Origin of the sequence: Microbacterium yannicii PS01 (assembly GCF_000304335.1) — a bacterium.
Taxonomy (GTDB): domain Bacteria; phylum Actinomycetota; class Actinomycetes; order Actinomycetales; family Microbacteriaceae; genus Microbacterium; species Microbacterium yannicii_A.
Genome location: NZ_CAJF01000019.1, coordinates 51,816 through 78,029, shown reverse-complemented (window position 1 = coordinate 78,029; position 26,214 = coordinate 51,816). Strand labels below are relative to the sequence as shown.

Here is a 26,214-nt window from a genome sequence, read left to right as displayed (position 1 = left end):
GTATGCCGTCGGCGCGTCGTCACGCATCGTCTTTTCGGCGAGCAGGTCGAAACCGGCCGCGGTCCACTGCTCCACCTGCGCCGGTGAGAGCGTGACCACGACATCCGCCGAGAGGCGGCGGGCCGCCGACACCAGCGGCGCGTCGGGGTCGCCGCTGACGACAACCACCTGCCGCGGCGGCGTCGCGAGCGTCGCGGCGACTCGCAGCAGCGCACCGAATGCCAGCGGCTGCGGCATCGCGGCCGCTGCGTGCGCGGACACGATCCGCTGCGCCGCCTTCCGGTAGGTCTCACCGGCGCCGAGCAGCCACAGGGCGGTCGCGGCATCGGCGAGAGCGGCGTGCCCCGAAGGCTCGTCGCCGTCGGATGCGGCATCCGGGGCGCCGATGCCCTGCCCGGCGAGAACGGGATCTCCCCCGCCCGGTACCGCTGCGGCACCCTCCGCGGACAGACAGGCATCGAGCAGTTCCCGGGCTCGCACAGCGTAGGCGACCTCGCCGCTGGCGACGGCAAGCGCAGTCAGACCCGCGGCCAGCTGCCCGTAGTCTGCCAGCGTCGCAGCGGCCCGCGACGGGATCTCGTTCAGAGAGGCACGGATGAGCCGTCCGTCGGTCGTCGTGTTCGTCTCGAGCACCGCGTCGGCGGCCCAGCGAGCCGCCTCGATCCAGCGAGGCTCGCCGTAGCGGGCGCCGGCACGAGCCAGAGCGCCGATCGCCAGGCCGTTCCACCCCGTCACGACCTTGGCATCGACCGCCGGCGGCTCGAGCTCGGCACGGTCCTGGGCGTCACGGAGGTAGTAGCCGCCTTCGCTGCGCGCACCGTGGATCCACGACTCGGAGTCCTGGGCGGCGCCGAACCCGCCGCTGGGCTGCTGGAGAACCTCGAGGAGGAACGACGCGATCCCGGCCGCGACATCATCCGCGCCGGCGGCGGCGGCCACATCCAGCAGCTGCGCGTTGTCGATGAGCATGCGCTCGTAGTGGGGCACGGTCCAATCCGGGCGTGTCGCGTACCGGAAGAATCCCCCCTCGACCGGATCGCGCAGCGGCGAGGCGGCCATCGCGGAGAGCGCACGGTCGGCGACGACGGATGCCTCGGCCGCCGCGTCGCGGACCACCCGTGTCTGCAGGAACCGGAGTGCGGTCGCCACCGGGAACTTCGGCGCCGCGGTGGCCGGATCGCCGAATCCGCCGTAGCGCGGGTCTTCACGCTCAGCGAGGCGCCGGGCGGCGTCGGCGATCTCGCCGACGGTGGGAAGGCCGTCGGAGGCGGGCGGTGCCGACGCGCGCACCTCCGCGAGCGCGCCGGCCACAGCATCCGCCGTCCCGTCGATCTCGTCGCGACGCTCCGTCCACGCCTCGCGCACGGCGGCCAGCACCTGGCGGAACGCGGGCATTCCGCCGCGCGGTTCGGGCGGGAAGTACGTGCCGGCGTAGAACGGGCGCCCTGCGGGCGTCACGAAGACGGTCAGCGGCCAGCCGAGGCTGGGGCTGAACGCCGATGCGGCGGCCATGTAGGCGGCGTCGACCTCGGGGTGCTCCTCGCGGTCCACCTTGATGGAGACGAAGCCGGCGTCGAGGTCGGCGGCGGTGGCGGCATCCTCGAAGGACTCGCGTGCCATCACGTGGCACCAGTGGCATGTCGAGTACCCGATCGACACCATCACGGGCACGTCACGCGCGCGCGCCTCGGCGAAGGCCTCCTCGCCCCACGGAAACCACGCGACCGGATTGCCCGCGTGGGCTCTCAGGTACGGGCTCGTCGATTCCGCGAGGCGAGGATTCATGGCCTCAGTTGACTTCGTCGGGGTGGGCGCTGACGCGACCCGAGCCGTCACCCGGGTCCATCGCGTCGATGGCGGCGATCTCGTCGGACGTCAGCTCGAAGTCGAAGACGTCGAGATTCTCCTCCAGACGCTCGCGGCGCACCGACTTGGGGAAGACGATGAACCCCTTCTGCAGGTGCCAGCGCAGGACGGCCTGCGCCGGGGTCTTGCCGTGCGCTTCCGCCGCGGCGGCGACCGGCTCGGCGCCGAACAGGTCGTACTTGCCCTGGCCGAGGGGACCCCACGACTCGATCTTGACGTCGTTCGAGGCCGCCCACTCGGTGATCTCGCGCTGCTGATAAGCGGGGTGCAGCTCGATCTGATTCACCGCGGGCACGACGCCCGTCGCCGCCACGATCCGCTCGAGATGCGGGACGAGGTGGTTGGAGACGCCGATGCTCCGGGTCAGCCCGGCTTCGCGAAGCTCGACCATCTTCTCCCACGCGTGCACGTAGTCGTCCTTAGCGGGGGTCGGCCAGTGCACGAGATAGAGGTCGACGCTGTCGAGACCGAGCTTGTCGAGGCTCTCGCGGATCGCCGCGCGCGGCTCCTCGTCGTGGTGGCGGTCGTTCCAGAGCTTCGTCGTCACGAACAGATCGCCGCGCGCCAGCCCACTCGCCGCGATCGCGGCGCCCACGCCCTCTTCATTTCCGTAGATGGCGGCCGTGTCGATGTGCCGGTAGCCGACTTCGAAAGCTTCAGAGACGGCACGCTCGGTGTCTGCCGGCGGCACCTTGAACACGCCGTAGCCGAGCTGGGGGATCTGGTTGCCGTCGTTGAGATTCAGGGTGGGGATGGTCATGGTTCCAGCCTAGGGAGGTCCGAGCCGGAACGGATCTGTCAGTGGTACCGCTTGCCCTCATCGCGACGGAAGAGTACAAGGGCGAGGACGAACGACACGACTGTCCAGACCACGATGCCGACCCAGACCCACCACTCGAGCGACCCGCCCTCGACGGCCCAGATGACGAACTCGCGCGCCTGCCGCGACGGCGTGAACTTCGAGATCGCGTCGAGCCAGGGGGCGAAGAGCACGGGGGGCAGGAAGAGCCCGCCGATGAAGGCGAACGAGAACATGACGATCTGCACCACGGCGATCGCGGCTTTGAAGGGCAGGGCATAGCCGATCGCGCTTCCGATCAGCATGAAGGGCAGCGCCGCCACACCAAGAGCGAGCACGCCGGCCAGGATGCGTGCCGGCGACGCCTCGGCCGCGGTGAACAGTCCGCCGATCACGATGACCGGGATGATCGCGACGATGCCGAGAACGCCGGTCGACAGGATCTGGGCGAGCACGCGCGCCGTCCCCGGCGCGGGAAGGGCGCGGAGATAGGGGTCCCACGGCTTCTCGCGGCTCTCCGAGATGGTCAGCCCGAACGAGAACAGTGCATTCGACATGACGGCGAACACCGAGAGCGAGATGACCGCCTGCGTCGCCCAGACGGGGTTGTCGGCGACCGCTCGCTGCGGCACGACGAAGAACAGCAGAGCGAGTGCCGGGAAGACCAGCGTGCCGATCACGGCGATCGGCACGCGCAGCGTCTCGATCAGCCCGTATTTCGCGTGGAGGATCGTCAACCTGGCGGTCGAGACCGGACGTGCTGCCGTGGTGGTCATCTCGTCTGCCCTGCTTTCTCGGAGGAGGCGCTGATGCGGAGGCTGTCGGTGAGGGAGAGGAAGGCCTCCTCGAGGGTCGCGCCGCGCACGGCCAGATCCTGGAACGGGAGACCCGACCGGACCAGCTCGCGGACGAACTCGTCGGCGTCCCCGACGGTGAAGACCTCTCGGTCATCGGCGCGTTCGTGCCGTACGACGCTCGCCAGCTGCCCGATCCGCTCCGCCTCCCGGCTCGCGAGCTGGACGCGGCCGACTCCGACCCGAGCCACGACCCGCGCGACGGTGTCGTCGGCGAGCACCCTGCCCTCGCCGACGACGATGACGCGCTGGGCGAGCGCCTCGATCTCTTCCAGGTAGTGGCTGGTGACGACGACCGTGGCGCCGGCATCGTGCTGGCGGCGGATCGCCGACCACAGCGTCCGGCGGGCATCGACGTCGAGACCGGTGGTGGGTTCGTCCAGCAGCACGAGGCGCGGGCGTCCGACGAAGGCGAGCGCCACGGCGAGGCGACGCTTCTGCCCTCCCGAGAGCGACCCGCACTGGCGACGCAGCAGCTCGGTGACGCCGAACTCCTCCGCGATCTGCGCGGTGGGCACGCGGTCGGCGAAATGGCCGCCGACGTAGTCGATGACCTCCCCCACCCGAAGCGTCTCGGGCAGCGCCGTCTCTTGCGGGGTCGTGCCGAGCTCCGCGCGTCTGCGCGCATCGAGCGGACTCCCGCCGAAGAGGGACACCGTGCCGGAGGTCGGCCGCCGAAGTCCCTGCAGCAGCGACAGCAGCGTCGTCTTGCCCGCGCCGTTCGGGCCGAGCAGCCCGACGAGGACGCCGGGATCGAGATCGAGCGTCACATCGTCGACGGCGACGAGGTCGCCGTACCGGCGGGTGACATGGTCGAATCGGGCAAGGGTCATGGTCGTTCTCCCAGGACGGAGCGCAGGGCATCGGTGTAGTCCTCGAACGCGCGCCGGCCCTGCTTGGTGAGCGCGAGGAAGGTGATCGGGGTGCGGCCCCGGTGGGTCTTCTCGACGGCGAGGTAGCCCGCATCTTCGAGTTTGCGCACGTGGGTCGAGAGATTGCCCGCGGTCATGTCGAGCAGCTCCTGCAGCCGCGGGAACGAGATGCTCTCGCCCGCGTCGAGTGTGGCGAGAGTGGCGGTGATCCGAAGTCGCGCCGCGGCGTGGATGACGGGATCGAGCTCGGTCATCGGCGAACCCACAGCCATGCCACGAGTGCGCCGGCCAGGAACACGCCTCCCCCGGCGACGGCGAACACGAGATAGTGCGTGGGGTAGCCGAAGTACGGTGCCACCAGCGCGACGAGCACGATCCAGGCCCCCATGCCGATCGCGCCCCACGCCCGCCAGATGCCGCCGGCGATGATGTACATGATCCCGACGAAGAGCGTCGAGGCGGTCGGGTAGTAGATGTTCGTCAGCTCGGGCGGCATGCCGTTGCGGAGCAGAGCGGTGCCGAAGACGAAGATCGCAACGAACCCCACGGTCCAGGTCGCGCCGTAGACGGTGCCGGTGAACGCGGCGTCGGCGGTCGAGCGGATGCCGCGTCCGCTGCGCCCGCCCAGGATCCCGGTCGCCACCAGGGCCCCGGCCATCAGGACGATGAAGGTGATGACCGCGACGGGCAGGGGAACGGCGAGGGAGGGCTTCGCGCCGTCGATCAGCCACAGCAGCCCGAATCCGACCGTCCACGCGATCCCCCAGACCAGCAGGATCGGCGGCACCTGGGCCGCCATGCGACGGTTGACCTGATCCTGCTGGGCTCGCACGAGCTCGAGCATCGCGGCGGCGTCTGCGGGCTCGCCGTCCACCGGCTCAGAGGGTTCGGTCGTCACGTCGAGGCTCCGTTCGAGAGGAAGAAGGGGATGGCGAGCGCGGGAAGCGTCGTGAAGAGATTCACGAGACCGTGCGCCACGATCAGCGGGAGCAGTCGCTTCTGCCGCCATGCGATGAGGCCCGAACCGACTCCCCACACGAAGAAGGCGCACGCGTACACCAGCACGGCGTCGGGCGTCGGGGCGTACCAGACGTGCTGGAGCCCGAAGAAGATGGAGGCGACGACGATCGCCACCGCCACCGGCATCCGCCGCGAGAGATCCTGCTGCGCCGTGCCGCGGTAGACGAACTCCTCCGCCGGTGCGTTGAGCGGTGCGAACGTCAGCACCGCGATCGCGGCCAGGAGGAAGGCGACGACCGGCGAGAGCGAGGGCAGACTGTCGGCGTCGAAGAAGACGGTCTCGAAGGCGGCGAACGTGCCCTCGCCATGGAGCAGCGCCATGACGATCATGATCGTGGCGGCGAACGGAACCGACAGCACCATGAGCCACAGCAGCCCCCACAGGATGTCGCGGCCGAGCCGGCCGGGACGGTAGCCGATGAGCCCGCGGACGGTTCGGCCCTCGCTGTGCAGGCGCCGGCGAACAAGGGCGAGGCAGATCAGGTTCACAGGGAGCATGGCCACGGCGGCGACCAGCGGCGGGACGGGATAGGCGGCCGGCCTGCCGGAGGCCCAGCCGATGAGGAGCCATGCCGCCGTGCAGGCGGCCGCCACCATCGCGACACGCAGCGCCGGCAGCCCGAGCCCCCACCGCAGCGCCGTGCGCCGGTCGAGCGCGGCCGCCCGAGTCGTCGGCGATGGCGCCGTGTGGGTGGTCATGACAACTTTGTACCGCAAAGTACTCTGCGAGACAAGAGTGTAATGCGACGGCAGAGCCCGAGAGGCGCGCGGCACCGCCGACCCGGGATACGATCGAAGGCTATGTCCGCGCCCGAACCCGTGATCACCTACCCGCCCGAGCTGCCGGTCAGCGCGGCTCGGGACGAGATCGCGCGCGCCATCCGCGACCACCAGGTCGTGATCGTCGCCGGCGCCACCGGATCGGGCAAGACCACGCAGCTTCCGAAGATCGCCCTCGAACTGGGTCGCACCCGTATCGCGCATACCCAGCCCCGCCGGATCGCGGCGCGGACGATCGCGGAGCGAGTCGCGGAGGAGCTGCAGGTGCCGTTGGGCACCACCGTCGGATACAAGGTGCGCTTCACCGACAAGGTCTCGCCCGACACCCGGGTCGCGCTCATGACCGACGGCATCCTCCTGAACGAGATCCATCGCGACCGCCTGCTGCGCCGGTACGACACGATCATCGTCGACGAGGCGCACGAGCGCTCGCTCAACGTCGACTTCCTGATCGGCTACCTGACGCGGATCCTGCCGAAGCGGCCGGATCTCAAGGTCATCATCACGAGCGCGACGATCGACCCCGAGAGCTTCGCGAAGCACTTCGCGCCGCCGGGTGGTGACCCGGCGCCCATCGTCGAGGTGTCGGGACGCACGTATCCGGTCGAGATCCGATACCGGCCCCCGGTCGCCGACGCGACGCGCGACAACGGCGACGGCGGCGGCGGGTCGGACGATGTCGACGGCATCACGGCGGCACTGCGCGAACTCGACCGCGAGTCCGCCGGCGACGTGCTCGTCTTCCTCCCCGGCGAGGCGGAGATCCGCGACGCGATGGATGCCGTGCGGGGCATGTACGCGAAGGACACCGCGCCGACCGAGGTGCTTCCGCTCTATGGGCGGCTCAGCGCCGCGGAGCAGCACCGGGTCTTCGAGTCGTCGAAGCTGGCGGGCGTCCGCCGCCGAGTGATCCTCGCCACGAACGTGGCCGAGACGAGCCTGACGGTTCCCGGCATCCGCTATGTGGTCGACACCGGCACCGCGCGCATCTCGCGCTACAGCAATCGCAGCAAGATCCAGCGCCTGCCGATCGAGCCCGTCTCGCAGGCGTCGGCCCAGCAGCGTTCCGGTCGCGCGGGCCGGACAAGCCCCGGTATCGCGATCCGCCTGTACGCGGAGGAGGACTTCCAGAGCCGTGACGAGTTCACCGAACCGGAGATCCTGCGCACGAGCCTGGCCTCGGTCATCCTGCAGATGCTGTCGCTCGGCTTCGGTGACATCTCGTCGTTCCCCTTCCTGACCCCGCCCGACTCGCGCGGCGTCAAAGCCGCCTTCGACCTTCTCGTCGAGCTCGGCGCGGTGCGCCCTTCGACCGGCTCAGGGACCGGGGGAACCGGCTCAGGGACGGGGGGAACAGGCTCAGGGAGCGGTGGGACCGCGCGCGGGGCCGACGCCGACAGCCCGCGGCTCACGGAGCTCGGCCGGGAGCTCTCGCGACTCCCGATCGATCCGCGCTTCGCACGCATGCTGGTCGAGGCCCGCCGGACCGGCGTGCTCGCCGATGTGCTCGCGATCGTCTCGGGCATGTCGATCCAGGATGTGCGCGAACGCCCCGAGGACCGCCGCGAAGAGGCCGATCGATTCCACGCGCGCTTCACCGACCCGACGAGCGACTTCCTCAGCCTCCTCAACCTGTGGAATCACCTTCAGGAGAAGCAGGCCGAGCTCGGCTCGAGCGCCTTCCGGCGGATGTGCCGCAGCGAGCACCTGAATTACGTCCGCGTGCGCGAGTGGGCCGACGTGCACCGCCAGCTGAGTGCCCTGGTGGGGGCACCCCGGAAGGCCACCGGGGGAGCTGCCGACCCCGACGAGCTGCACAAGGCGATCCTGTCGGGTCTGCTGTCGCACATCGGCATGCTCGACGAGCGGACCGCACCCAAGGACTCCTCTCGCGGCCGGTCCGGCGGCGAGCGCTCCGATCGCGCGGAGCAGCGCCGCTCGGCCGAGTATCTCGGCGCCCGGGGCACGCGCTTCGCGATCTTCCCGGGCTCGGGGCTGAAGAAGAAGCGCCCGCAGGCGGTGATGGCGGCCGAGGTCGTCGAGACCAGCCGACTCTTCGCCCGAACGGTGGCGGCGATCGATCCCGCGTGGGCCGAGCCCCTGGCCGGCGACCTCGCCAAGCGCCGGCTGAGCGAGCCCCACTGGTCGAAGGCGGCGGGTGCGGCATCCGCCTACGAGAAGGTCACGCTGTTCGGCGTCGAGATCGTCCCGCGGCGACGGGTGCAGCTCTCGCGCTTCGACCGCCCGTTCGCGCGCGAGCTCTTCCTGCGTCATGCGCTCGTCGAGGGCGAGTGGGACGTGTCGCACCTCGACAAGCGCCTCACTGCGTTCGAGCGGCGCAACCTGGAGCTGCGCCGCCGGCTCGAGAAGATCGAGGAGCGGGAGCGGCGCCGTGACATCCTCGTCGGCGACGAGGCCGTCTTCCGGTTCTACGACGCACGGCTCCCCCGCGACGTCTTCGACGTGCGCTCCTTCGAGTCGTGGTGGCGGGATGCCTCGGCCCGCACCCCCCGGCTGCTCGACATGACCGAGGCAGACCTGGTCGACGAGGCGTCCCGCGGCGACGAACGCGACTTCCCGGCCCGCTGGGTGCAGGGCGACCAGGTGCTCTCACTCGCCTACCGGTTCGAGCCCGGAGCACCCGACGACGGCGTCACTGCGGTCGTGCCGCTCGCACTCCTGGCGCAGCTGCGCCCGATCGGCTTCGACTGGCAGGTGCCGGGAATGCGCGACGAGCTGATCACCGCGCTCCTGCGCTCCCTGCCCAAAGCGATCCGACGGCATGTGGTGCCCGCCGCCGATTGGGCGGCCACCTTCTCCGGAGAGCTCGCGGGACAGGGCCCGGAGGCCACCGACGGACTTCCCTCGACGGGGCTGCGCGAGGCGCTGGCCGCGCGCATCCAGCGAGTGGCGAGTCAGCCCGTGACCGCGGCGGACTTCGATCTCGAGCGCGTGCCGTCGCACCTCCTGCTGTCGTTCCGCGCCGTCGACGAGCGGGGCCGCACCGTCGGCTCGGATCGCAACCTGTCCGCACTCCAGGATCGCCTCGCCGACCGCGTCCGCGCGTCCGTCTCCCGTTCGCTCCGTGCCGGAGACCCGGCCGCGCGGCGCGGCGGCGGGCCGCAGCGTCCGGCTCCGCCAGCGCTCTCCGCGAACGCCCCGAGCGCCTTCGCGGAGCAGACGGCGCTCACGGACTGGTCGTTCGGCGATCTCCCCGACGTGGTCGACACGAAGGTCGCGGGCGGGGTGGTCCGCGGCTACCCCGCCATCGTCGACGACGGCGGCTCGGTCTCGCTGCGCATCGAGGCAACGCCTGACGACGCGGCGCGAGCCACCCGCGCGGGACTGCGCCGGCTGGTGCTGCTGTCGGTCGCCTCGCCGGCGACGTATGTCTTGGAGCACCTGACGTCCGCCGAGAAGCTCGCCCTTGCCGCATCCCCGTATCCGTCTGCGAAAGCGCTCATCGAAGACGGCCGCGTGGCGGTGGCGGATGCCGTCATCGCACGTACTGCGCCGGACGGCGTCGTGCGCACGCGCGGCGGGTTCGACGCGGTTCGCGATGCGTTCTCGGGCGCCGTCGTCGACGAGCTGTTCCAGACGGTCTCGCTGACCGCTAGGATCCTCACCGCGAGCCGTGAGGTGGAACGTGCGCTGCGCGACCAGAACTCGCTCACGCTGCTGGGCGCGTTGAACGACGTCAAGGGCCAGCTGGCAGGACTCGTGTTCCCTGGCTTCGTGTCACGCACCGGCACGGCCCGCCTCGTTCACCTGCCGCGCTACCTGCGCGGCGCGCTCGACCGGGTGAGAACCTTGGCCGACAACCCCGGGCGCGATCGCCAGCGCATGACCGAGTTCGAGCGCGCCGCCGCGGTCTACGCGGAAGCCGGCGGCACGATCCCTCCCGGCGCGGATGCCGCGGCCACCCTCGTCCACGCTCGTTGGCTGCTCGAGGAGTACCGTGTCAGCCTGTTCGCGCAGTCCCTCGGTACGGCTGAGGCTGTGTCGCTGCCGCGGATCCAGAAGGCTCTCGGCGGCCGCTGACGTCGTCACGTCGCGTGGTCTCACGGGAATATCTGCGCGGCACCCCTCGGTTGCGGTCGTCATGAGCGTTGCCATCGCGTACACCGAGTTCGGCGGACCCGAGGTCCTCCAGCAGATCGAGATCCCCGCGCCCCTTCCCGCTGCGGGCGAGGTCGCCCTCCGCATCGAGGCGGCGGGGGTCAACCCCATCGATGCCAAGCTGCGCTCCGGGCGGCGCGCCTCGGCCGAGATCACCGATCCCCGCCGTGTCGGCTCGGACGGTGCGGGGATCGTCACGGCCATCGGCGAGGGCGTCGACGGCTTCCGCATCGGTCAGCCGGTGGTCTTCTTCGGCGCGACCGGCGCCTACGCGAGCGACCTGGTGGTCTCCGCGCAGAATGTGCACCCGCGCCCCCCGCTCGTAAGCGCCGCCGAGGGTGCAGCGCTGGGCATCCCGGTCGGGACCGCCTACCAGACCCTGCGGTCGCTGTCGGTCGGAGCAGGCGACACGCTGCTCGTCCACGGCGGCTCCGGCGCGGTCGGCCAGGCCATCATCCAGTTCGCCGTGCTGTGGGGCGCGACCGTGATCGCCACGTCCTCGGAGCGACGCTTCGATCGCGTCCGTGAACTGGGCGGCCTTCCTGTGGCGTATGGCGAGGGGCTCCTCGAACGCATCCGCGAGGCAGCGCCCGCAGGGGTGACCGTCGCCATCGACGCCGCCGGAACCGACGAGGCGCTGCAGGCCTCGCTCGACCTCGTCGCCGACCGCGAGCGCATCGCGACACTGGTGCGCGGGAAGGATGCCGGGGGTCTCGGCATCCGCGCGTTCTCGGGGGGCTCTCCTTCCCCGCTGACCGCACAGCAGCTGGCGTGGCGGGCGGAGTCGGTGCCGGTCACGCTGGCCCTCCTCGCAGCGGGCGCGTTCTCGCTGGAGCTCGGGCCGTCGTTCCCGCTCTCCGAGGCCGCTGCCGCGCACCGCGCGGTCGAGGAAGGCGCCGACGGCAAGGTGACGCTGACGCCCTGACGCCGAGCGGAGCGAGCGCCGTGCCGGTGCCGCCCGTCGCCTGCGGCATCCGTCCCCGCCCGTCCCCCGCAACAGTTCGACACACGGCGGGCGCCGACACCGAGTGCGCCACGACAATGGTTCGCATGTCCGAGTCGCCGCGCCCTGCCCCTCCGCGTTCGTTCGCGACCGCCCAGGTGCAGGCCGGCTACGACCCGACCATCGCCGAGAACACCGCGGTGCCCTCGATCCATCAGTCGAATGCGTTCGAGTTCCGGTCGCTGAGCGAGGCGCGCGACCGTTTCGCACTGCGCCGCGACGGCAACATCTACAGCCGCGCGGCCAACCCCACCGTGCTCGTCTTCGAGAAGCGCGTCGCCGAGCTCGAGGGCGGCCTTGCGGCAGCCGGTGTGTCGTCGGGGCAGGCCGCCGTCGCCGTCGCCCTGCTGGCCCTGGCCAAGCAGGGCGAGCACATCGTGGCCGCACGGCAGCTCTACGGCGGCACCGTTGATCTGCTGCAGGACACGTTCGCCGACTGGGGCATCGAGGTCACCTTCGTCGACCAGGACGACCTCCCCGCGTGGGAGGCGGCGGTGCGTCCCACGACGCGTGCGCTCTTCGCCGAATCGATCTCGAATCCGATCGCGCAGGTCCTCGACCTGGCCGCCGTCGCACGGGTGGCCCGGCGCGCAGGCGTGCCGCTCGTGATCGACAACACCGTCGCCACGCCCTATCTGCAGCGTGCCAAGGAGTTCGGCGCCGACATCGTCGTGCACTCGGCGACGAAGTTCCTCGGCGGCCACGGCACCTCGCTGGGAGGCGTCGTCGTCGACCTCGGCACCTTCGACTTCACCGCGCAGCCGCAGCGCTGGCCGCAGCTGACCGAGACCTATCAGCGCGTCCCCGACGGGAGCCTCGTCGAGCGCTTCGGTCAGACCGGGTCACCGTACATCGCACTCGTGAAGACCAAGTACGTCCACGACCTGGGGCCTTCGCTCTCCGCGTTCAACGCTTTCCAGCTGCTGCAGGGCATCGAGACGCTCGACCTCCGCGTCGCGCGTCACAGCGCGACGGCTCTCGAGGTGGCCCGCTTCCTCGAGTCCCACCCGGCCGTCGCCCGGGTGCATCACCCGGGCCTGGAATCCAGTCCCTGGCACGGGCACGCGCAGACCTATCTGCCGCTCGGCACGAGCGCGGTCTTCGCGTTCGACCTTCCGACCACCGGTGACCCCGAGGCCGACTTCCGCCTCGTCGAGGAGTTCATCTCCCGGCTGCAGATCATCAAGCTCGTCGCCAACATCGGCGACGCCCGCAGCCTTGTCGCGCATCCCGCCTCGATGACCCACAGCCACATGTCGCCGATCCAGCTCGCCGAGGCCCACATCGGCTCGACGACGGTGCGCCTCTCGATCGGCCTCGAGGACTTCCGCGACATCGTCGACGATCTTGCCCGGGCGCTCGCGCCGGTCGCGGAGGCTCTTCCCCAGCTCGCCGACACCGGGTCCCGCTAGAGCACGTCCGTCGACGTTCGACGATCACCGGGGCACTAGCCTCGAAGTCATGACTTCGCCTGCACCCACGCCTGCCTCCGGTCTCCGCTGGGGGATCCTCGGTCCCGGCGGCATCGCCCGCGCGTTCACGAGCGATCTTCGCACGGCCGGCCTCGACGTCGCCGCCGTCGGGTCACGACGTCTGGCATCCGCCGAGGCCTTCGCCGCCGACTTCGACATCCCTCGCGCGCACGGCTCCTACGAGGAGCTCGTGGCCGACCCCGACATCGACATCGTCTACGTCGCGACGCCGCACCCGATGCACGCGGGCAACGCGCTGCTGGCCCTCGAGGCCGGCAAGCATGTGCTCGTCGAGAAGCCCTTCACTCTCACCGCCGCCGAGGCGGCCGCCGTCCGTGATGCCGCCGTCGAGCGCGGGCTGCTCGCGATGGAGGCGATGTGGACGCGGTATCTGCCGCACATGGTGCGCATTCGCGAGATCGTCCGCAGCGGCGTGCTCGGCGAGATCCGCGCCGTCACCGCCGACCACACGCAGCGGATCTCGAGCGATCCCGCCCACCGGCTCAACGACCTGGCCCTCGGCGGCGGGGCCCTGCTCGACCTCGGGATCTACCCGGTGTCGTTCGCGTGGGATGTGCTGGGTGCTCCGCTGTCGGTCGTCGCCACCGCGCGCCTGGGCGAGACGGGTGCCGACACCGAGATCGCCACGATCATGGCGCACGAGTCCGGAGCCCTCTCGACGACGCTCTCGGCCTCTCGTGCGGCCGGGCCCAACACCGCCGCGATCATCGGGACCGACGCCCGCATCGACATCGCACGGGTCTGGTACACCCCGACGTCGTTCCGCGTCGTCTCTCACGACGGCACGGTGCTCGAGGACTTCGTGTCGGACATCGCCGGCCGCGGCATGCAGTATCAGGCCCTCGCAGCGGAGCGCTACGTCAGCGAGGGGCTGACGGACTCCGACGTGCTGCCGATCGACGAGACGGTGGCGATCATGGAGACACTCGACGAGGTGCGCGAGCTCGTCGGCGTCAGCTACCCGACGGAGGCCTGAGATGCCCGACCTGCAGAACCCGAGGGTGGCGGTCTACCTCGACTTCGACAACATCGTGATGTCCTGGTACGACCGGGTCCACGGCAAGAACTCCTACGCCCGCGACCGGCAGAAGATCGCGACGGATGCCGCAGACCCCGAGATCGCCGAGAGGCTCGCCGCCGCCACCATAGATGTCGGCGCGATCATCGACTACGCGACCTCGTTCGGCACGCTCGTGCTCACCCGCGCGTATGCGGACTGGTCGGCGCCCGTCAACGCCGTCTACCGCTCCCAGCTCGTCGCGCGCGCGGTCGATCTCGTGCAGCTGTTCCCGGCCGCGGCGTATGCGAAGAACGGCGCCGACATCCGGCTCGCCGTCGACGCCGTCGAAGACATGTTCCGCCTGCCCGACCTCACCCATGTCGTCATCGTGGCCGGCGATTCGGACTACGTCCCGCTGGCGCAGCGGTGCAAGCGCCTCGGCCGGTACGTTGTGGGGGTCGGCGTCGCCGGCTCGACCGCGAAATCGCTCGCGGCGGCGTGCGACCAGTTCGACTCGTACGACGCTCTCCCGGGGGTCGCGGCCCCTCCGCCCGGGAAGAAGGATGTCGCTCCCACCCGCCGCCGCGCGAAGAAGGCAGAGGCCGATCCGGCCGGCGCCCTCCTCGAGCGCGCGCTGCGGCTGGAGAGCGACAAGGAGGACGTCGAGTGGCAGCACGCCTCGGCCGTGAAGAGCCTGGTCAAGAGGCTCGACCCGTCCTTCAGCGAGAAGGCGCTCGGCCACAAGAGCTTCTCGGAGTTCGTGAAGGCGCACCCCACGGTCGCCGAAGTCGACGAGTCGGGCAACATCGTGCTGATCCGCCTCGCCGCCGACCGGAACTGAAACTTCTCACGCTCTCCAGCTTGAAACCTGAATCCCCCGTCAGGTAGGGTCGCCACGCGGCATCTGCAGCCGCGATCCGCGCTCTACAAGGAGGTTCAGCGCATGGCGTCAGCCACAGCATCCGATCCCGCCGGCGATGTGAAGCAGTCGAGTCTTCGACGGGTCGTCACCGCATCCATGGCGGGCACCGTCGTCGAGTGGTACGAGTTCTTCCTCTACGCCACGGCGGCGACGCTCGTGTTCAACCTGATCATGTTCCCGCCGTCCGACGATCCCTATGCGCCCATCATCCAGGCCTTCGTCACCTATGCGGTCGGGTTCGTTGCCCGCCCGCTGGGCGGCATCGTGTTCGGCCACTTCGGCGACAAGTACGGCCGCAAGCGCCTGCTGCAGGTCGCGATCATCCTCGTGGGAGTGGCCACATTCCTGATGGGCTGCCTGCCCACGTTCGACCAGATCGGATACTGGGCGCCGGCCCTGCTGGTGATGCTCCGCTTCGCGCAGGGCTTCGCGGTCGGAGGCGAGTGGGGCGGCGGCGTGCTGCTCGTCGCGGAGCACTCGCCGAATCACTCGCGCGGCTTCTGGGCGTCGTTCCCCCAGGCCGCCGTGCCGATCGGAAACCTCATCGCCACCGTCGTCCTGCTCGTGCTGAACAGCGCGCTGTCGCCGGAAGCGTTCCTGGCATGGGGCTGGCGCGTCGGATTCTGGCTGTCGGTCGTCATCGTCGCCGTGGGCTACTACGTGCGCACCCGCATCACCGACGCACCGATCTTCCTCGAGGTGCAGAAGCAGGTGCAGACCGAGGAGCACGTGCGCTACGGCGTCCTCGAGGTGCTGCGACGCTACCCGCGCGGCGTCTTCACCGCGATGGGTCTGCGCTTCGCGGAGAACATCATGTACTACCTCGTGGTGACGTTCTCGATCACCTACCTGGCCGTGGCGCTCGAGATGAACACGGCCGAGATCCTGAGCTGGCTGGTCATCGCCCACATCGTGCACATGGTGGTGATTCCGCCGATCGGCGCCCTCACCGACCGCATCGGGCGCAAGCCGGTCTACTTCGCCGGCACCCTGCTCGCCGCAGCCTGGGGGTTCATCGCGTTCCCGATGTTCGACACCCGCTCCCCCGTCGTGATCATCCTCGCGATCTGCCTCGGGCTGGTCATCCATGCGCTCATGTACGCGCCGCAGCCGGCGATCATGTCGGAGATGTTCCCCACTCGGATGCGGTACTCCGGTGTCTCCCTCGGGTACCAGGTGACCTCGATCGTCGCGGGATCGCTCGCGCCGATCATCGCAACCGCCCTGCTGCGGGAGTTCGGGACGTGGATCCCCGTGGCGATCTACCTCGCCATCGCCGCAGCGATCACCATGGTCGCGGTCATCTCGCTGCGAGAGACGAAGGGCTCGTCACTGCACGATCTCGACCGGGTGGACCAGGAGCGACTGCTGGCCGAGACGGGCGCCGAGCCGCAGAAGACGACGTGACCGCCCGTTCCTGGACATGAAGCCCTGACACGCAAGAGGGTGGATCCCCGATCGACGAGAATCCACCCTCTTCGCTGTCCGTGCAGAGGCGCCGGCCGAAGCGCCTCAGCCGCCCGAGAGGGCTCCGATGACGCCCGACACGATCATGTAGATGCCGACCCCGGCGCCGATGACCCAGAGTCCGATGCGGACGCCCGACGGGCCGGAGCCGCGACCGGGGTCGCTGGGAGGGGGCAGCTGTCCCGGACCGGTGGCGCCGTTCTGCGCAGGTGACATGGTCGGTCTCCGCTCAGTTGCCGGATCGGCGCTTGTTGTAGACGTCGAACGCGACCGCGAGCAGCAGCACGAGGCCCTTGACCGCCTGCTGCCATTCGATCCCGATGCCCATGATCGACATGCCGTTGTTCAGGACGCCGATGATGAGGCCACCGATGATCGCGCCGCCGATGGTGCCGACGCCTCCCTGGACCGCCGCGCCGCCGATGAACGCGGCCGAGATCGCCTCGAGCTCGAAGCCGTCACCGGCCTTCGGCCCGGCGAGGTTCAGTCGCGCGGTGAAGATGAGACCCGCGAGAGCCGCGAGGAAGCCCATGTTCACGAAGAGCCAGAAGTCCACTCGGCGGGTCTTGATGCCGGAGAGCTCCGCTGCGTGGCGGTTCCCGCCGATCGCGTAGATGTGACGGCCGAACACGGTGCGGTTCATGACCACGCCGTACACGAGCACCAGGATGGCGAGCACGATCAGGGTGACAGGGATGCCCTTGTACGACGCGAGCGCCCACGCGAACCAGCCGATCACGGCCGAGATGAGCACCAGCTTGGCGATGAACCACGCGCCGGGTTCGACGGCCTGGTCGTACTTCTGGCGACCGCGGCGGGTGCGAACCTGCTGGACGACGAGGGCCACGATGGCGATCGCTCCGATGATGAGGGTGAAGATGTCGGGGTCGGATTCCCCGAAGATCCCGGAGAGGAATCCGTTGCCGAGACCGCGGTACTCGGTGGGGAACGAGCCGATGTTGGCGTTACCGAGCACGACCAGCGCGAGGCCTCGGAAGATGAGCATGCCGGCGAGCGTCACGATGAACGCCGGTATGCCGACGAAGGCGACCCAGAACCCCTGCCACGCGCCGACCAGAGCGCCGATCAGCAGCGAGAGCAGGATCGACAGCCACCACGGCAGGCCCATCTCGACGGCGAACACACCCGAGATCGCGCCGATGAAGGCTGCGACCGATCCGACCGAGAGATCGATGTGGCCGGCGATGATGACCATCACCATGCCGATCGCCAGCACGAGGATGTAGCCGTTCTGGACGATGAGGTTCGAGATGTTCTGCGGCCGCAGCAGGATGCCGTCGGTCAGGATCGCGAATAGCGCCACCACGGCGATGAGCGCGATGAAGATGCCGTTCTTGCCGAGGTCGGCCAGCACCGTGCTGAGCCAGCGGGTGAACTTGTTGTCAGAGGGATTGACGAGTGCTCCGGCGGCGGTGGACTCGTTCGAGAGATTGTCGTTCGACATGTGCGTGTCTCCTGCGGCCCCGTCAGCGGGGCTTCTCCATGGTCATGAGCTTGAGGACGGACTCGGGTGTCGCCTCTTCGATGGGCAGCTCGCCGGTGATGCGGCCCTCCGAGAGCGCGTAGACGCGATCCGAGATCCCGAGCAGCTCGGGAAGCTCCGAGGAGATCACGATGATCCCCTTCCCGGATGCCGCGAGCCGGTTGATGATCGAGTAGATCTCGTACTTCGCGCCGACGTCGATCCCGCGGGTCGGCTCGTCCAGGATGAGGACGTCGGGGTCGGAGTAGATCCACTTCGACAGGACGACCTTCTGCTGGTTGCCTCCGGACAGCTTGCCGGTCTTCACCAGGACGTTCGGCGCCTTGATGTTCATGCTGCGCCGGTACTCGTTGGCGACCTTGAACTCCTCGTTGTCGTCCACGAGGCCGGCCCGCTCGAGCTTCCTCAGCGACGCCATCGAGATGTTCCGCTTGATGTCCTCGATGAGGTTCAGGCCGTATGTCTTGCGGTCCTCCGTCGCGTAGGCGATGCCGTTGCCGATCGCCTCCGCCACGCTGCGGGTGCGGATCTCTCTGCCGCGCATGAAGACCTTGCCCGAGATGCGCACGCCGTACGACTGCCCGAACAGGCTCATCGCGAATTCGGTGCGGCCGGCGCCCATCAGTCCGGCGATGCCGACGATCTCGCCCGCGCGCACGTTGATCGAGACGTTGTCGACCATCACGCGGGAGGGATCCTGCGGGTGGTATGCCGTCCAGTCCTCGACGCGCAGCAGCTCCTCGCCGATCTGCGGCTCGTGGTCGGGGTAGCGGTGCTCGAGATCCCGGCCCACCATGTCCTTGATGATGCGGTCCTCGGTGACGTCGTTCTTGGCGATCGTCTCGATCGTCTTGCCGTCGCGGATGACGGTGACCGTGTCGGCGACCTTCTTGATCTCGTTGAGCTTGTGGCTGATGATGATCGACGAGATCCCCTGCTCGCGCAGGCTCAGGATGAGGTCCAGCAGGTGGTCGGAGTCCTCGTCGTTCAACGCGGCGGTGGGCTCATCGAGGATGAGGAGCTTCACCTCCTTCGACAGAGCCTTGGCGATCTCGACGAGCTGCTGCTTGCCGACGCCGATATGGCTGATCTTCGTCGTCGGGTTGTCGGTCAGACCCACGCGCTTGAGGAGCTTTCCGGCCTCGAAGTTCGTGCGGTTCCAGTCGATCAGGCCGTTCCCGGCCTTCTGCTCGTTGTTGAGGAAGATGTTCTCGGCGATCGAGAGGTGCGGGCTGAGCGCCAGCTCCTGGTGGATGATGACGATCCCCTTCGCCTCGCTGTCGCGGAGGCTCTTGAACTGCACCTCCTCGCCGGCGTAGATGATCTGACCGTCGTAGGTGCCGTGCGGGTACACGCCCGACAGGACCTTCATGAGGGTCGACTTGCCGGCGCCGTTCTCGCCGCAGATCGCGTGGATCTCGCCGCGCTCGACCTCGAGATTGACGTTCGAGAGCGCCTTGACGCCCGGGAACGTCTTGGTGATGCCGCGCATCTCCAGGATGGTTTCGGTCACGGTTTCGACTTCCTTGTGCTTCGGGGGGCCTGGTGACATGGCCGTCGCTCAGCGACAGGTCGCGGCCCGCCGATGAGGAGCGTGGTGGTGGCGACGGCGGTGGAGGAGATCCCCCACCGCCGTCGCTCGTGTGAGCGGTGGTCCGACCTTAGAGGCCGAGCTCCTCCGCGGTCCAGTAGCCGGTGTCGACGAGCGCGGGCTCGACGTTCTCCTGGACGACGGGGACCGGCTCCAGCAGGTAGGACGGCACGACCTTCACGCCGTTGTCGTAGGTCTCCTCGTCGTTGACCTCGACCTCCTCGTCGTTCAGGATCGCGATGGCCATGTCGGCCGCGACCTTGGCCAGCTCACGCGTGTCCTTGAAGATCGTCGCGAACTGCTCGCCCGAGAGGATCGCCTTGACCGAGTCGACCTCGGCGTCCTGACCGGAGATGATCGGCCATTCTTCGCCGGGGGCGTAGCCCGCGTCGGTGAGCGCCGAGATGATGCCGCGCGAGATGCCGTCGTAGGGCGAGAGCACCGCGTCGACCTCGGAGCCGTCCGAGTAGCTGGACGTGAGGATGTCCTCCATGCGGCTCTGGGCGGTCTCGCCGTCCCAGCGGAGCGTGGCGGCCTGCTCGATGTCGGTCTGCTCCGACTTCACGACGAGGGTTCCCTCATCGATGTAGGGCTGAAGGACGTCCATCGCGCCGTCGAAGAAGAAGAAGGCGTTGTTGTCGTCCAGCGAGCCTGCGAACAGCTCGATGTTGAACGGACCGGCGGGCGCGCCCTCGGTGGGCGTGCCCTCGAGGTCGGTCAGGCCCAGGCCGTTCAGCAGCGTCCACGCCTGCTGCTGACCCACGAGGAAGTTGTCGAACGTCGCGTAGTAGTCGACGTTCTCGGTGTCACGGATCAGTCGGTCGTACGCGATGACCGGGATGTCGGAGTCGGCCGCGGTCTGCAGCACCTCCGACAGCGTGGTGCCGTCGATCGAGGCCACGATGAGCGCCTCGGCGCCCTTGGTGATCATGTTCTCGATCTGCGAGACCTGCGTGGGGATGTCGTCCTCGGCGTACTGCAGGTCGACCGAGTAGCCGGCGTCCTCGAGGGCTGCCTTGACGGCGTCGCCATCCTGGATCCAGCGCTCCGAGCTCTTGGTCGGCATCGCGACGCCGATGAGACCGCCGTCGCCGCCGCCCTCGCCGCCGCCGTCGCCGCCGGCTCCACCCGAGCATGCCGTGAGCATGAGTGCGCCCGCGGCGACCGCCGCGAGCAGCATCTTCTTGATCTTCACTGTGTTTTCCTCTCCAAAGGACATCGCTGTCTTGGTGTTTCGGTATTCAGTTGTGGCCGCCGCCGCCGGGCTTCCGGCGAGCGTCGGGGGATTGTCCGTAGACGTTCTGGTAGCGGTCGTACAGGCTGTCGATCGCGTCCTGCGGGATCGGCACCAACGGGCCCGCCTCCCGCGCGTAGTGCACCGTGCGGGCCACGTCCTCGACCATCACCGCCGCCTTCACGGCATCCTTGGCCGAAGCGCCGATCGTGAACGGACCATGGTTCTGCATCAGCACCGCCCGAGAGCGATGCCCGCTCAGCGTCTCGACGATGCCCCGGCCGATCGAGTCGTCGCCGATGATCGCGAACGGCCCCACCGGGATCGGTCCACCGAACTCATCGGCCATCGCCGTGATCACGCACGGGATCTCCTCCCCCCGCGCCGCCCACGCCACCGCGAACGTCGAATGGGTGTGCACGACACCGCCGACCTCCGGCATGTTCCGATACACATACGCGTGCGCCGCCGTGTCACTGGAAGGCGACCGGTCACTGCCCGGCGTGCCGGGAACCACATTCCCGTCCAGATCGCACAGGATCATGTTCTCCGGCGCCAGCTCGTCATACGACACACCCGACGGCTTGATCACGAACAGATCCGCACCCGGCACCCGCCCCGAGACATTGCCGCCCGTCCACACCACCAGGCCATACCGCACCAGCTCGCCGTGAAGGGCGGCGACGTCGGCCCGCACTCGTGCGATCGCCACCTCGGTCTTGACGCCGACCACGTAGCGCTCGCGCTGGTCCGCATCCTTGACTGCCACCTGGAACGACTCCTTCGTCTGGAACTGGGGGTTTCATCCGGCCTGCGCCGGGAGGACTTCGCATCGGGTGTGTGACAGTCCATGTGACCGTTCACATCGGATCACTATAGCCACCCGCGATCCCCGGCTGTCAAGCCGGATTGGTCACGGCTTGATCACGAGCCGGTCACCACGAGTTCGGTGGGGCCGTGGACCCTCGCACGATCAGCTGCGGCGCAATGGCTCCCGCTGGGCGCTCAGTGCTCTGCTCCGAACCGAGAAGCAGGTCGACGCACCGGCGGCCGAGGTCGGCGAAGTCCTGCCGGATCGTGGTCAGGGGTGGCCAGAAGTGCGCCGCTTCCGGGATGTCGTCGAACCCGACGATGCTGACGTCGCGAGGCACGTCGAGGCCTTCATCGCGGACGGCGTGCATGAAGCCAAGCGCCATCTGGTCGTTCGAGCAGAAGACGGCGGTGAAGTCCCGCACTTGCAGCAACTCGCGTCCTGCGTAGTATCCGAAATCGGCCGACCAGTCCCCCAGGATGGGCGCGGTCGTGGGAACGTCGTTCGCGCTCATCTCCTCCAGGAAGCCGCGCATCCGTGCCTCGGCTTCGATCCAGTCCTGCGGGCCGGCGATGTGATAGATCGAGCGGTGACCCGCGTTGATCAGGTGTTTCGTCGCCATTCTCGCCCCGGCGATCTGATCGACGGTCAACGTATGGTCCGGGTCGAGATCGGTGGACTGCAGAGTGACGTACGGGATGTCGAGTTTCTGCGCCGAGATCGCGCGGATTACGCGGACCTGCGGCGCGATCACGACGAGCCCCTCGACCGACTGGGCGGTGAGGTGTGCGATCCCAGCGCGAATCGACTGCGGATCCCGAGAGTCGATGTTGGCCGTGCTCACCCAGTATCCACGCGCTCGGGCGGCCGCCTCGATCGACGCGATGCTCGACGCGGGACCGTACATCGAGCTGGAGGCGGCGAGGATCCCGATGGTCTGCGACCTGCTCGTGACGAGTGCCCGTGCCGCTCGATTCGGGCGGTACTGAAGGTCGGCCATCACCTGCTGCACGCGCTCACGCGTCTCGGGGCGAATGCTCGGATGATCGTTCAGCACTCGAGAGACCGTCTGATGAGACACTCCGGCGAGGCGCGCGACGTCGCGAATGCTTGGCCTTCGTACGCTGGCGTCGTCGCTCATGTCGTGGTGCTCTCGGCGGGGAGGGAATGTGAACGGTCACACATTCCTAGCCATTATGCACGGCCTTTGACGCGGAGGTCATGTGCCCGATGTGACAGTCACACCGGCAACCTCCGGATTCGTCCGAGCGATGAGTGCTTACACTGGCAATCGTGGCAGATTTCGCGCGGTTCCTTCCGCTCAGCAATCGCCCCCATGGCGACGAGTCCGGCGTGACGTCGGACCGGCATGCCGCCGAAGCTGGGGTGGTGGAGCAGGCCGCGAAGCTCATCGCCCGCTCCGGCGCCGATGAGGCGGAGCCCCTGACACGCGGATTTCTGCGTGAAGCGGGCTTGGAGGGCCTCTCCCCCACAGACGTCGCTGATCCCGCCGCGCGGCTGGCGGCAACGGCCCTGGCTGTCCGGACAGGCAAGCGCCGCGGCATCCGCCACCTCTCCCGTACGGTCCGCGCTCTGTTGCTTCTCGGGCGGAAGACCGCAACCGCGATCGCGCTCGACCCCACGATCTCCGGATCCGTCGCCCTCTACGGAGCAACCTCGGCATCGTTCGACCGGCGGGCGGTTCTCGTAGGGCATACCGTGCGGGCCACCGACGCCGAGTGGGCTTTCGGACGCGGGCCGGTGTTGGAGGGCACCGCCATGGAGATCGTCGCGTTCGTCCTCGGTATCTCGGATCGAGCGCCTCGGCTCGCCGCGGTGGACTGACGCTGCCGCGACGTCTTCAGCTTCCGGCGAGGACCTCGTTCACCCAGGCCGGCACGAGTTCAGTCGCGGCTCCCGCCCGCGCGTCGTCGAACGGCACGATCGCGTCGCTCGGCTCGAGGTTGAGCTCGACAGTGCGTGCTCCGAACGCCGCGGCCAGGGCGACATAGCCGGCCGCGGGATAGACCGCACCCGAGGTGCCGATCGAGGCGAAGACCTCGCACGAGACCACCGCCTGCTCGATGCGGTCGAGGTGGTAGGGCATCTCGCCGAACCACACCACGTCGGGTCGCAGCATCCGCTCGCCGCATTCCGGGCAGGGCGGGCGGTCGGCGAGGTCGTCCTCCCAGGCGGGCCGGGCGCCGCACCATGTGCACAGCGCGCGTCGCAGCTCGCCGTGCATGTGCAGCACGTTGCTGCTTCCGGCCCGCTCGTGAAGGTCGTCGACGTTCTGGGTGACGACGAGGAGCTCAGGCCCGATGCCGCTCTCGAGGCGGGCGAGCGCCCGGTGCGCGGCATTCGGGATGACGTTCGCCACGGCCCGGCGTCGTGCATCGTAGAAGCGGTGGACCGTGTCGGGGTCGCGCTCGAACCCTTCCGGTGTCGCGACGTCCTCGATCCGATGGCCCTCCCACAGTCCCCCGGCGTCGCGGAACGTCGGAACGCCGCTCTCGGCGGAGATCCCCGCGCCGGTGAGCACGACGATCCGTGTCATCTCACCGTTCCGGGCGCCGTGTGCGAGAGCACCCGCTCCCACACGTGACTGATGCTGAGGCGGGGGTCGACCGCGTCCGCGCCGTCGGGGACGATCTCCATACGCGCATCGGGAAGACGCGACTGGTGCCAGCGCGCGGCCGCGGCCGCGGCATCCGGGTCGTCCCTGCCGTTGAGGATCAGGGTCTTCGCTGAGATACCCGCCAGCAGATCGCCCGTCTCATCGCGGTCCAGGGCAGTGGAGGGCTCGGCGATCGCGACGAGGGCGAGCCGATCGACCTGCTCGCCGAGTCGCTGCGCCAGCAGGAGGGCGAGCTCTCCGGTGGACGAGACGCCGACCAGCCCGACGCGCTCGTCGTGAGCCTCGTTCGTCACCAGCGCGGCGATCGCGGCCGCCGCCACGGCCGCCGGCGTCGCCCCGCGGTAGGCCGCCGGATCCTCGATGTCATCCGCCGTCACGCGCACCGCGACCACGCGCACGTTACGACGAGCGGTGGCGGTCGGTTCGGGGTCGAGCGTGGCCGCCTCGCCCTCGCGCAGCAGAAAGACCGTCCGCTCGGCACCCGGGGCGCCGAAGCTGTGATACTCCAGTTCGGCGCCGGGGCTCTCTCCCCTGGTCATGCGGCAATCCTATGGCGGGCCTCGGACGGGCCGGCGATCCGCCCTAGGCCATCAGAGGGATGGCTCCCACGAGCACACCCACCGCCAGCATCGACAGCGAGACCACGCACGCGCGCCACAGCACCTTCTTGTGATGGTCGCCGAGGTTGACGCTCGCCAACGACACCAGCAGCAGGATCGCAGGGACCAGCGGGCTCTGCAGGTGGACGGGCTGACCCGTGATCGATGCCCGTGCCATCTCCACCGGTTCGATCCCGAAGTTAGCCGCGCTCTGGGCGAGCACCGGGAGGATCCCGTAGTAGAACGCGTCGTTGGACATGAAGAACGTGAACGGTATCGACAGGACGCCCGTGATCACCGCCAGGAACGGGCCGAGGGAGGACGGGATGACGGTGGTGATCCAGGTCGCCATCGCGTCCACCATCCCGGTGCCGTTCAGCACACCCACCAGGACGCCGGCGGCGAGCACCATGGAGACCACGCCGACGATGCTCGGGGCGTGGGCGACGATCTCGTCGGCCTGGGTCTTCAGCTTCGGGAAGTTCACGAAGAGCGCGATGGCGGCACCGACCATGAACACGTAGGCCAGCGGGAACAGGTCCAGCACGAGAAGCACCATCACGGCGATCGTCAGCGCCAGGTTGAACCAGATGAGCTTCGGCCGAAGCGTTGCGCGCGCCGGATCGAGCATGGTGTCCGCCATCGCGGTGTCTTCCCGATCGACGACGGCGGTCGCCGCCGGCACGGCGGTTCGGCTGCCCGCGATCGTGACGATGTTCCCCGTGCGCAGCGCGGCCCGCGCTCCGGGCTTAGGGGCACGCGGACGGAGGATGCGGCCGGAACCGCCCGCACCCGCCTCCGAGCCGCTGCCGCCCAGTCGCGAGATGTCGATCTGCCCGATGCGCTTGCGCTCGGCGAGCCCCAGGAACCACGCGAAGGTCAGTGCGATGACGATGCCGGCCGCCAGCGAAGGCAGCATGGGCACGAAGACGTCCGTGGGCTGGAGTCCCAGTGCGGTCGCGGCCCGTACGGTGGGCCCGCCCCAGGGCACGATGTTGAGCGTGCCGTTCATCAGGCCGGCGACGCACGTGAGGACGACCGGGCTCATGCCGAGGCGAAGGTAGATCGGCAGCATCGCCGACGTGGTGATGATGAACGTGGTCGACCCGTCGCCGTCGAGCGACACCGCGCCCGCAAGGATCGCGGTGCCGAGCACCACCTTCGCCGGGTCGTCTCCGAGCAGGCGCGTGATGGCGCGGATGAGGGGATCGAACAGTCCGACGTCGATCATGATGCCGAAGTACATGATCGCGAACATGAGCAGTGCCGCGGTCGGCGCCATGCTGCCGATCGCATCGAGGATCATGTCGCCGAGCCCGAGTCCCGCTCCTGCGAAGAGGCCGAACGCCGTCGGCACGACGATCAGGGCGACCATGGGCGTCAGCCGCCTCGTCATGATGAGCGCCATGAAGACCAGCACCATGGTGAAGCCGAGGGCGACCAGCACCCATTCCGGCGGCGCGAACGCCGTGTCGTAGGCCTCGGCCTCGGCGGCCGCGGTGAGGATGGGGGATGCCGCGATCATGTCGACTCCTTCGTCGTCTGGTGCATCGTGTCTTGCGTCGTGTGGTGCGTGTGTCGTGCGGGGGCTGCGGTGGCGGGTGAGCCGGATCGCCCGCTCGTTCCCGCGAGGCTAGAGGCG

Annotated in this window: 23 protein-coding genes; 7 read left to right on the top strand and 16 right to left on the bottom strand. The window is 69.1% G+C overall.

The annotated features are described in order from the left end of the window. The 7 genes from WYM_RS11980 to WYM_RS21120 form a co-directional block, all read right to left on the bottom strand. On the bottom strand, positions 1-1,785 hold a 1,785-nt coding region (locus WYM_RS11980), incomplete at its 3' end, for a thioredoxin domain-containing protein (RefSeq protein ID WP_019181083.1). Positions 1,786-1,789: 4 nt separating this feature from the next. After that, on the bottom strand, positions 1,790-2,626 hold the full coding sequence (locus WYM_RS11975) for an aldo/keto reductase (protein ID WP_019181082.1): 837 nt from the start codon (positions 2,624-2,626) through the stop codon (positions 1,790-1,792). A 38-nt stretch (positions 2,627-2,664) separates the two neighbouring features. Next, on the bottom strand, positions 2,665-3,441 hold the full coding sequence (locus tag WYM_RS11970; protein WP_019181081.1) for an ABC transporter permease: 777 nt from the start codon (positions 3,439-3,441) through the stop codon (positions 2,665-2,667). Then, the gene (locus WYM_RS11965) at positions 3,438-4,352 is read right to left on the bottom strand and encodes an ABC transporter ATP-binding protein (protein WP_019181080.1); all 915 of its coding nucleotides are present in this window, start codon (positions 4,350-4,352) and stop codon (positions 3,438-3,440) included. Before WYM_RS11965 ends, WYM_RS11970 begins: the two co-directional genes overlap by 4 nt. Continuing rightward, complete coding sequence (locus tag WYM_RS11960; protein WP_019181079.1) at positions 4,349-4,645, bottom strand: transcriptional regulator; 297 nt, start codon at positions 4,643-4,645, stop codon at positions 4,349-4,351. The genes WYM_RS11965 and WYM_RS11960 overlap by 4 nt, the downstream gene beginning before the upstream one ends. Continuing rightward, the gene (locus tag WYM_RS11955) at positions 4,642-5,289 is read right to left on the bottom strand and encodes a hypothetical protein (RefSeq protein WP_019181078.1); all 648 of its coding nucleotides are present in this window, start codon (positions 5,287-5,289) and stop codon (positions 4,642-4,644) included. The genes WYM_RS11960 and WYM_RS11955 overlap by 4 nt, the downstream gene beginning before the upstream one ends. Continuing rightward, entirely contained in the window at positions 5,286-6,110 is an 825-nt protein-coding gene (locus tag WYM_RS21120; RefSeq protein ID WP_019181077.1) for a CPBP family intramembrane glutamic endopeptidase, read from the bottom strand. Before WYM_RS21120 ends, WYM_RS11955 begins: the two co-directional genes overlap by 4 nt. Before the next feature lie 102 nt (positions 6,111-6,212). Here WYM_RS21120 and hrpA point away from each other — a divergent pair, with 102 nt between their 5' ends. The 6 genes from hrpA (at position 6,213) to WYM_RS11920 (ending at position 16,135) form a co-directional block, all read left to right on the top strand. Then, positions 6,213-10,232: an ATP-dependent RNA helicase HrpA gene (gene hrpA / locus WYM_RS11945; protein ID WP_019181076.1), complete on the top strand. Its 4,020-nt coding sequence runs from the start codon at positions 6,213-6,215 to the stop codon at positions 10,230-10,232. Between the two features lie 61 nt (positions 10,233-10,293). Continuing rightward, on the top strand, positions 10,294-11,235 hold the full coding sequence (locus tag WYM_RS11940) for a quinone oxidoreductase family protein (protein WP_019181075.1): 942 nt from the start codon (positions 10,294-10,296) through the stop codon (positions 11,233-11,235). 125 nt (positions 11,236-11,360) lie between these two features. Further along, positions 11,361-12,725 (top strand): O-acetylhomoserine aminocarboxypropyltransferase/cysteine synthase family protein, encoded by a 1,365-nt coding sequence (locus tag WYM_RS11935; RefSeq protein WP_026059769.1) that lies wholly within the window; start codon positions 11,361-11,363, stop codon positions 12,723-12,725. Positions 12,726-12,774: 49 nt separating this feature from the next. Then, positions 12,775-13,782, top strand: coding sequence for a Gfo/Idh/MocA family protein (locus WYM_RS11930; RefSeq protein ID WP_019181073.1), 1,008 nt, complete (start codon positions 12,775-12,777; stop codon positions 13,780-13,782). A 1-nt stretch (position 13,783) separates the two neighbouring features. After that, positions 13,784-14,647 (top strand): NYN domain-containing protein, encoded by an 864-nt coding sequence (locus tag WYM_RS11925; RefSeq protein ID WP_019181072.1) that lies wholly within the window; start codon positions 13,784-13,786, stop codon positions 14,645-14,647. Between the two features lie 102 nt (positions 14,648-14,749). After that, positions 14,750-16,135 carry an MFS transporter gene (locus tag WYM_RS11920; RefSeq protein ID WP_019181071.1) on the top strand — a complete coding sequence of 462 codons (1,386 nt, stop codon included), beginning with the start codon at positions 14,750-14,752 and terminating at the stop codon, positions 16,133-16,135. A 105-nt stretch (positions 16,136-16,240) separates the two neighbouring features. Here the strand turns inward: WYM_RS11920 and WYM_RS21775 are convergent, their stop codons facing one another. From WYM_RS21775 to WYM_RS11890, 6 genes are all read right to left on the bottom strand, one after another. Next, positions 16,241-16,411, bottom strand: a complete 171-nt coding sequence (locus WYM_RS21775) for a hypothetical protein (RefSeq protein ID WP_019181070.1) — start codon at positions 16,409-16,411, stop codon at positions 16,241-16,243. Between the two features lie 13 nt (positions 16,412-16,424). After that, positions 16,425-17,660, bottom strand: a complete 1,236-nt coding sequence (mmsB, locus tag WYM_RS11910; RefSeq protein WP_019181069.1) for a multiple monosaccharide ABC transporter permease — start codon at positions 17,658-17,660, stop codon at positions 16,425-16,427. Between the two features lie 22 nt (positions 17,661-17,682). After that, positions 17,683-19,212 (bottom strand): multiple monosaccharide ABC transporter ATP-binding protein, encoded by a 1,530-nt coding sequence (gene mmsA, locus WYM_RS11905; protein ID WP_019181068.1) that lies wholly within the window; start codon positions 19,210-19,212, stop codon positions 17,683-17,685. A gap of 148 nt (positions 19,213-19,360) precedes the next feature. After that, on the bottom strand, positions 19,361-20,509 hold the full coding sequence (gene chvE / locus WYM_RS11900) for a multiple monosaccharide ABC transporter substrate-binding protein (RefSeq protein WP_423793906.1): 1,149 nt from the start codon (positions 20,507-20,509) through the stop codon (positions 19,361-19,363). Positions 20,510-20,531: 22 nt separating this feature from the next. Continuing rightward, complete coding sequence (locus WYM_RS11895) at positions 20,532-21,257, bottom strand: L-ribulose-5-phosphate 4-epimerase (RefSeq protein WP_026059768.1); 726 nt, start codon at positions 21,255-21,257, stop codon at positions 20,532-20,534. 202 nt (positions 21,258-21,459) lie between these two features. After that, the gene (locus WYM_RS11890) at positions 21,460-22,476 is read right to left on the bottom strand and encodes a LacI family DNA-binding transcriptional regulator (RefSeq protein WP_026059767.1); all 1,017 of its coding nucleotides are present in this window, start codon (positions 22,474-22,476) and stop codon (positions 21,460-21,462) included. Between the two features lie 152 nt (positions 22,477-22,628). Between WYM_RS11890 and WYM_RS11885 the strand changes: the two genes are divergently transcribed. Then, on the top strand, positions 22,629-23,180 hold the full coding sequence (locus WYM_RS11885; protein ID WP_019181064.1) for a hypothetical protein: 552 nt from the start codon (positions 22,629-22,631) through the stop codon (positions 23,178-23,180). A gap of 16 nt (positions 23,181-23,196) precedes the next feature. Here the strand turns inward: WYM_RS11885 and WYM_RS11880 are convergent, their stop codons facing one another. From WYM_RS11880 to WYM_RS11870, 3 genes are read right to left on the bottom strand one after another with little or no spacing between them, the layout of a single operon-like run. Beyond that, positions 23,197-23,892, bottom strand: a complete 696-nt coding sequence (locus WYM_RS11880; RefSeq protein WP_019181063.1) for an NAD-dependent deacylase — start codon at positions 23,890-23,892, stop codon at positions 23,197-23,199. Beyond that, complete coding sequence (locus WYM_RS11875; RefSeq protein ID WP_019181062.1) at positions 23,889-24,512, bottom strand: alpha/beta fold hydrolase; 624 nt, start codon at positions 24,510-24,512, stop codon at positions 23,889-23,891. Before WYM_RS11875 ends, WYM_RS11880 begins: the two co-directional genes overlap by 4 nt. Before the next feature lie 43 nt (positions 24,513-24,555). Further along, on the bottom strand, positions 24,556-26,097 hold the full coding sequence (locus tag WYM_RS11870) for a CitMHS family transporter (protein ID WP_019181061.1): 1,542 nt from the start codon (positions 26,095-26,097) through the stop codon (positions 24,556-24,558). Positions 26,098-26,214 lie beyond the last annotated feature (117 nt).

Coding starts and splice junctions, on each gene's coding strand:
- WYM_RS11920 (WP_019181071.1), top strand. CDS start 14,750: ATGGCGTCAGCCACAGCATCCGATCCCGCCGGCGATGTGAAGCAGTCG.
- WYM_RS11935 (WP_026059769.1), top strand. CDS start 11,361: ATGTCCGAGTCGCCGCGCCCTGCCCCTCCGCGTTCGTTCGCGACCGCC.
- WYM_RS11870 (WP_019181061.1), bottom strand. CDS start 26,097: ATGATCGCGGCATCCCCCATCCTCACCGCGGCCGCCGAGGCCGAGGCC.
- WYM_RS11975 (WP_019181082.1), bottom strand. CDS start 2,626: ATGACCATCCCCACCCTGAATCTCAACGACGGCAACCAGATCCCCCAG.
- WYM_RS11970 (WP_019181081.1), bottom strand. CDS start 3,441: ATGACCACCACGGCAGCACGTCCGGTCTCGACCGCCAGGTTGACGATC.
- WYM_RS11880 (WP_019181063.1), bottom strand. CDS start 23,892: ATGACACGGATCGTCGTGCTCACCGGCGCGGGGATCTCCGCCGAGAGC.
- WYM_RS11960 (WP_019181079.1), bottom strand. CDS start 4,645: ATGACCGAGCTCGATCCCGTCATCCACGCCGCGGCGCGACTTCGGATC.
- WYM_RS11890 (WP_026059767.1), bottom strand. CDS start 22,476: ATGAGCGACGACGCCAGCGTACGAAGGCCAAGCATTCGCGACGTCGCG.
- WYM_RS11965 (WP_019181080.1), bottom strand. CDS start 4,352: ATGACCCTTGCCCGATTCGACCATGTCACCCGCCGGTACGGCGACCTC.
- chvE (WP_423793906.1), bottom strand. CDS start 20,509: ATGTCCTTTGGAGAGGAAAACACAGTGAAGATCAAGAAGATGCTGCTC.
- WYM_RS21775 (WP_019181070.1), bottom strand. CDS start 16,411: ATGTCACCTGCGCAGAACGGCGCCACCGGTCCGGGACAGCTGCCCCCT.
- WYM_RS21120 (WP_019181077.1), bottom strand. CDS start 6,110: ATGACCACCCACACGGCGCCATCGCCGACGACTCGGGCGGCCGCGCTC.
- WYM_RS11940 (WP_019181075.1), top strand. CDS start 10,294: ATGAGCGTTGCCATCGCGTACACCGAGTTCGGCGGACCCGAGGTCCTC.
- WYM_RS11930 (WP_019181073.1), top strand. CDS start 12,775: ATGACTTCGCCTGCACCCACGCCTGCCTCCGGTCTCCGCTGGGGGATC.
- mmsB (WP_019181069.1), bottom strand. CDS start 17,660: ATGTCGAACGACAATCTCTCGAACGAGTCCACCGCCGCCGGAGCACTC.
- hrpA (WP_019181076.1), top strand. CDS start 6,213: ATGTCCGCGCCCGAACCCGTGATCACCTACCCGCCCGAGCTGCCGGTC.
- WYM_RS11925 (WP_019181072.1), top strand. CDS start 13,784: ATGCCCGACCTGCAGAACCCGAGGGTGGCGGTCTACCTCGACTTCGAC.
- WYM_RS11875 (WP_019181062.1), bottom strand. CDS start 24,512: ATGACCAGGGGAGAGAGCCCCGGCGCCGAACTGGAGTATCACAGCTTC.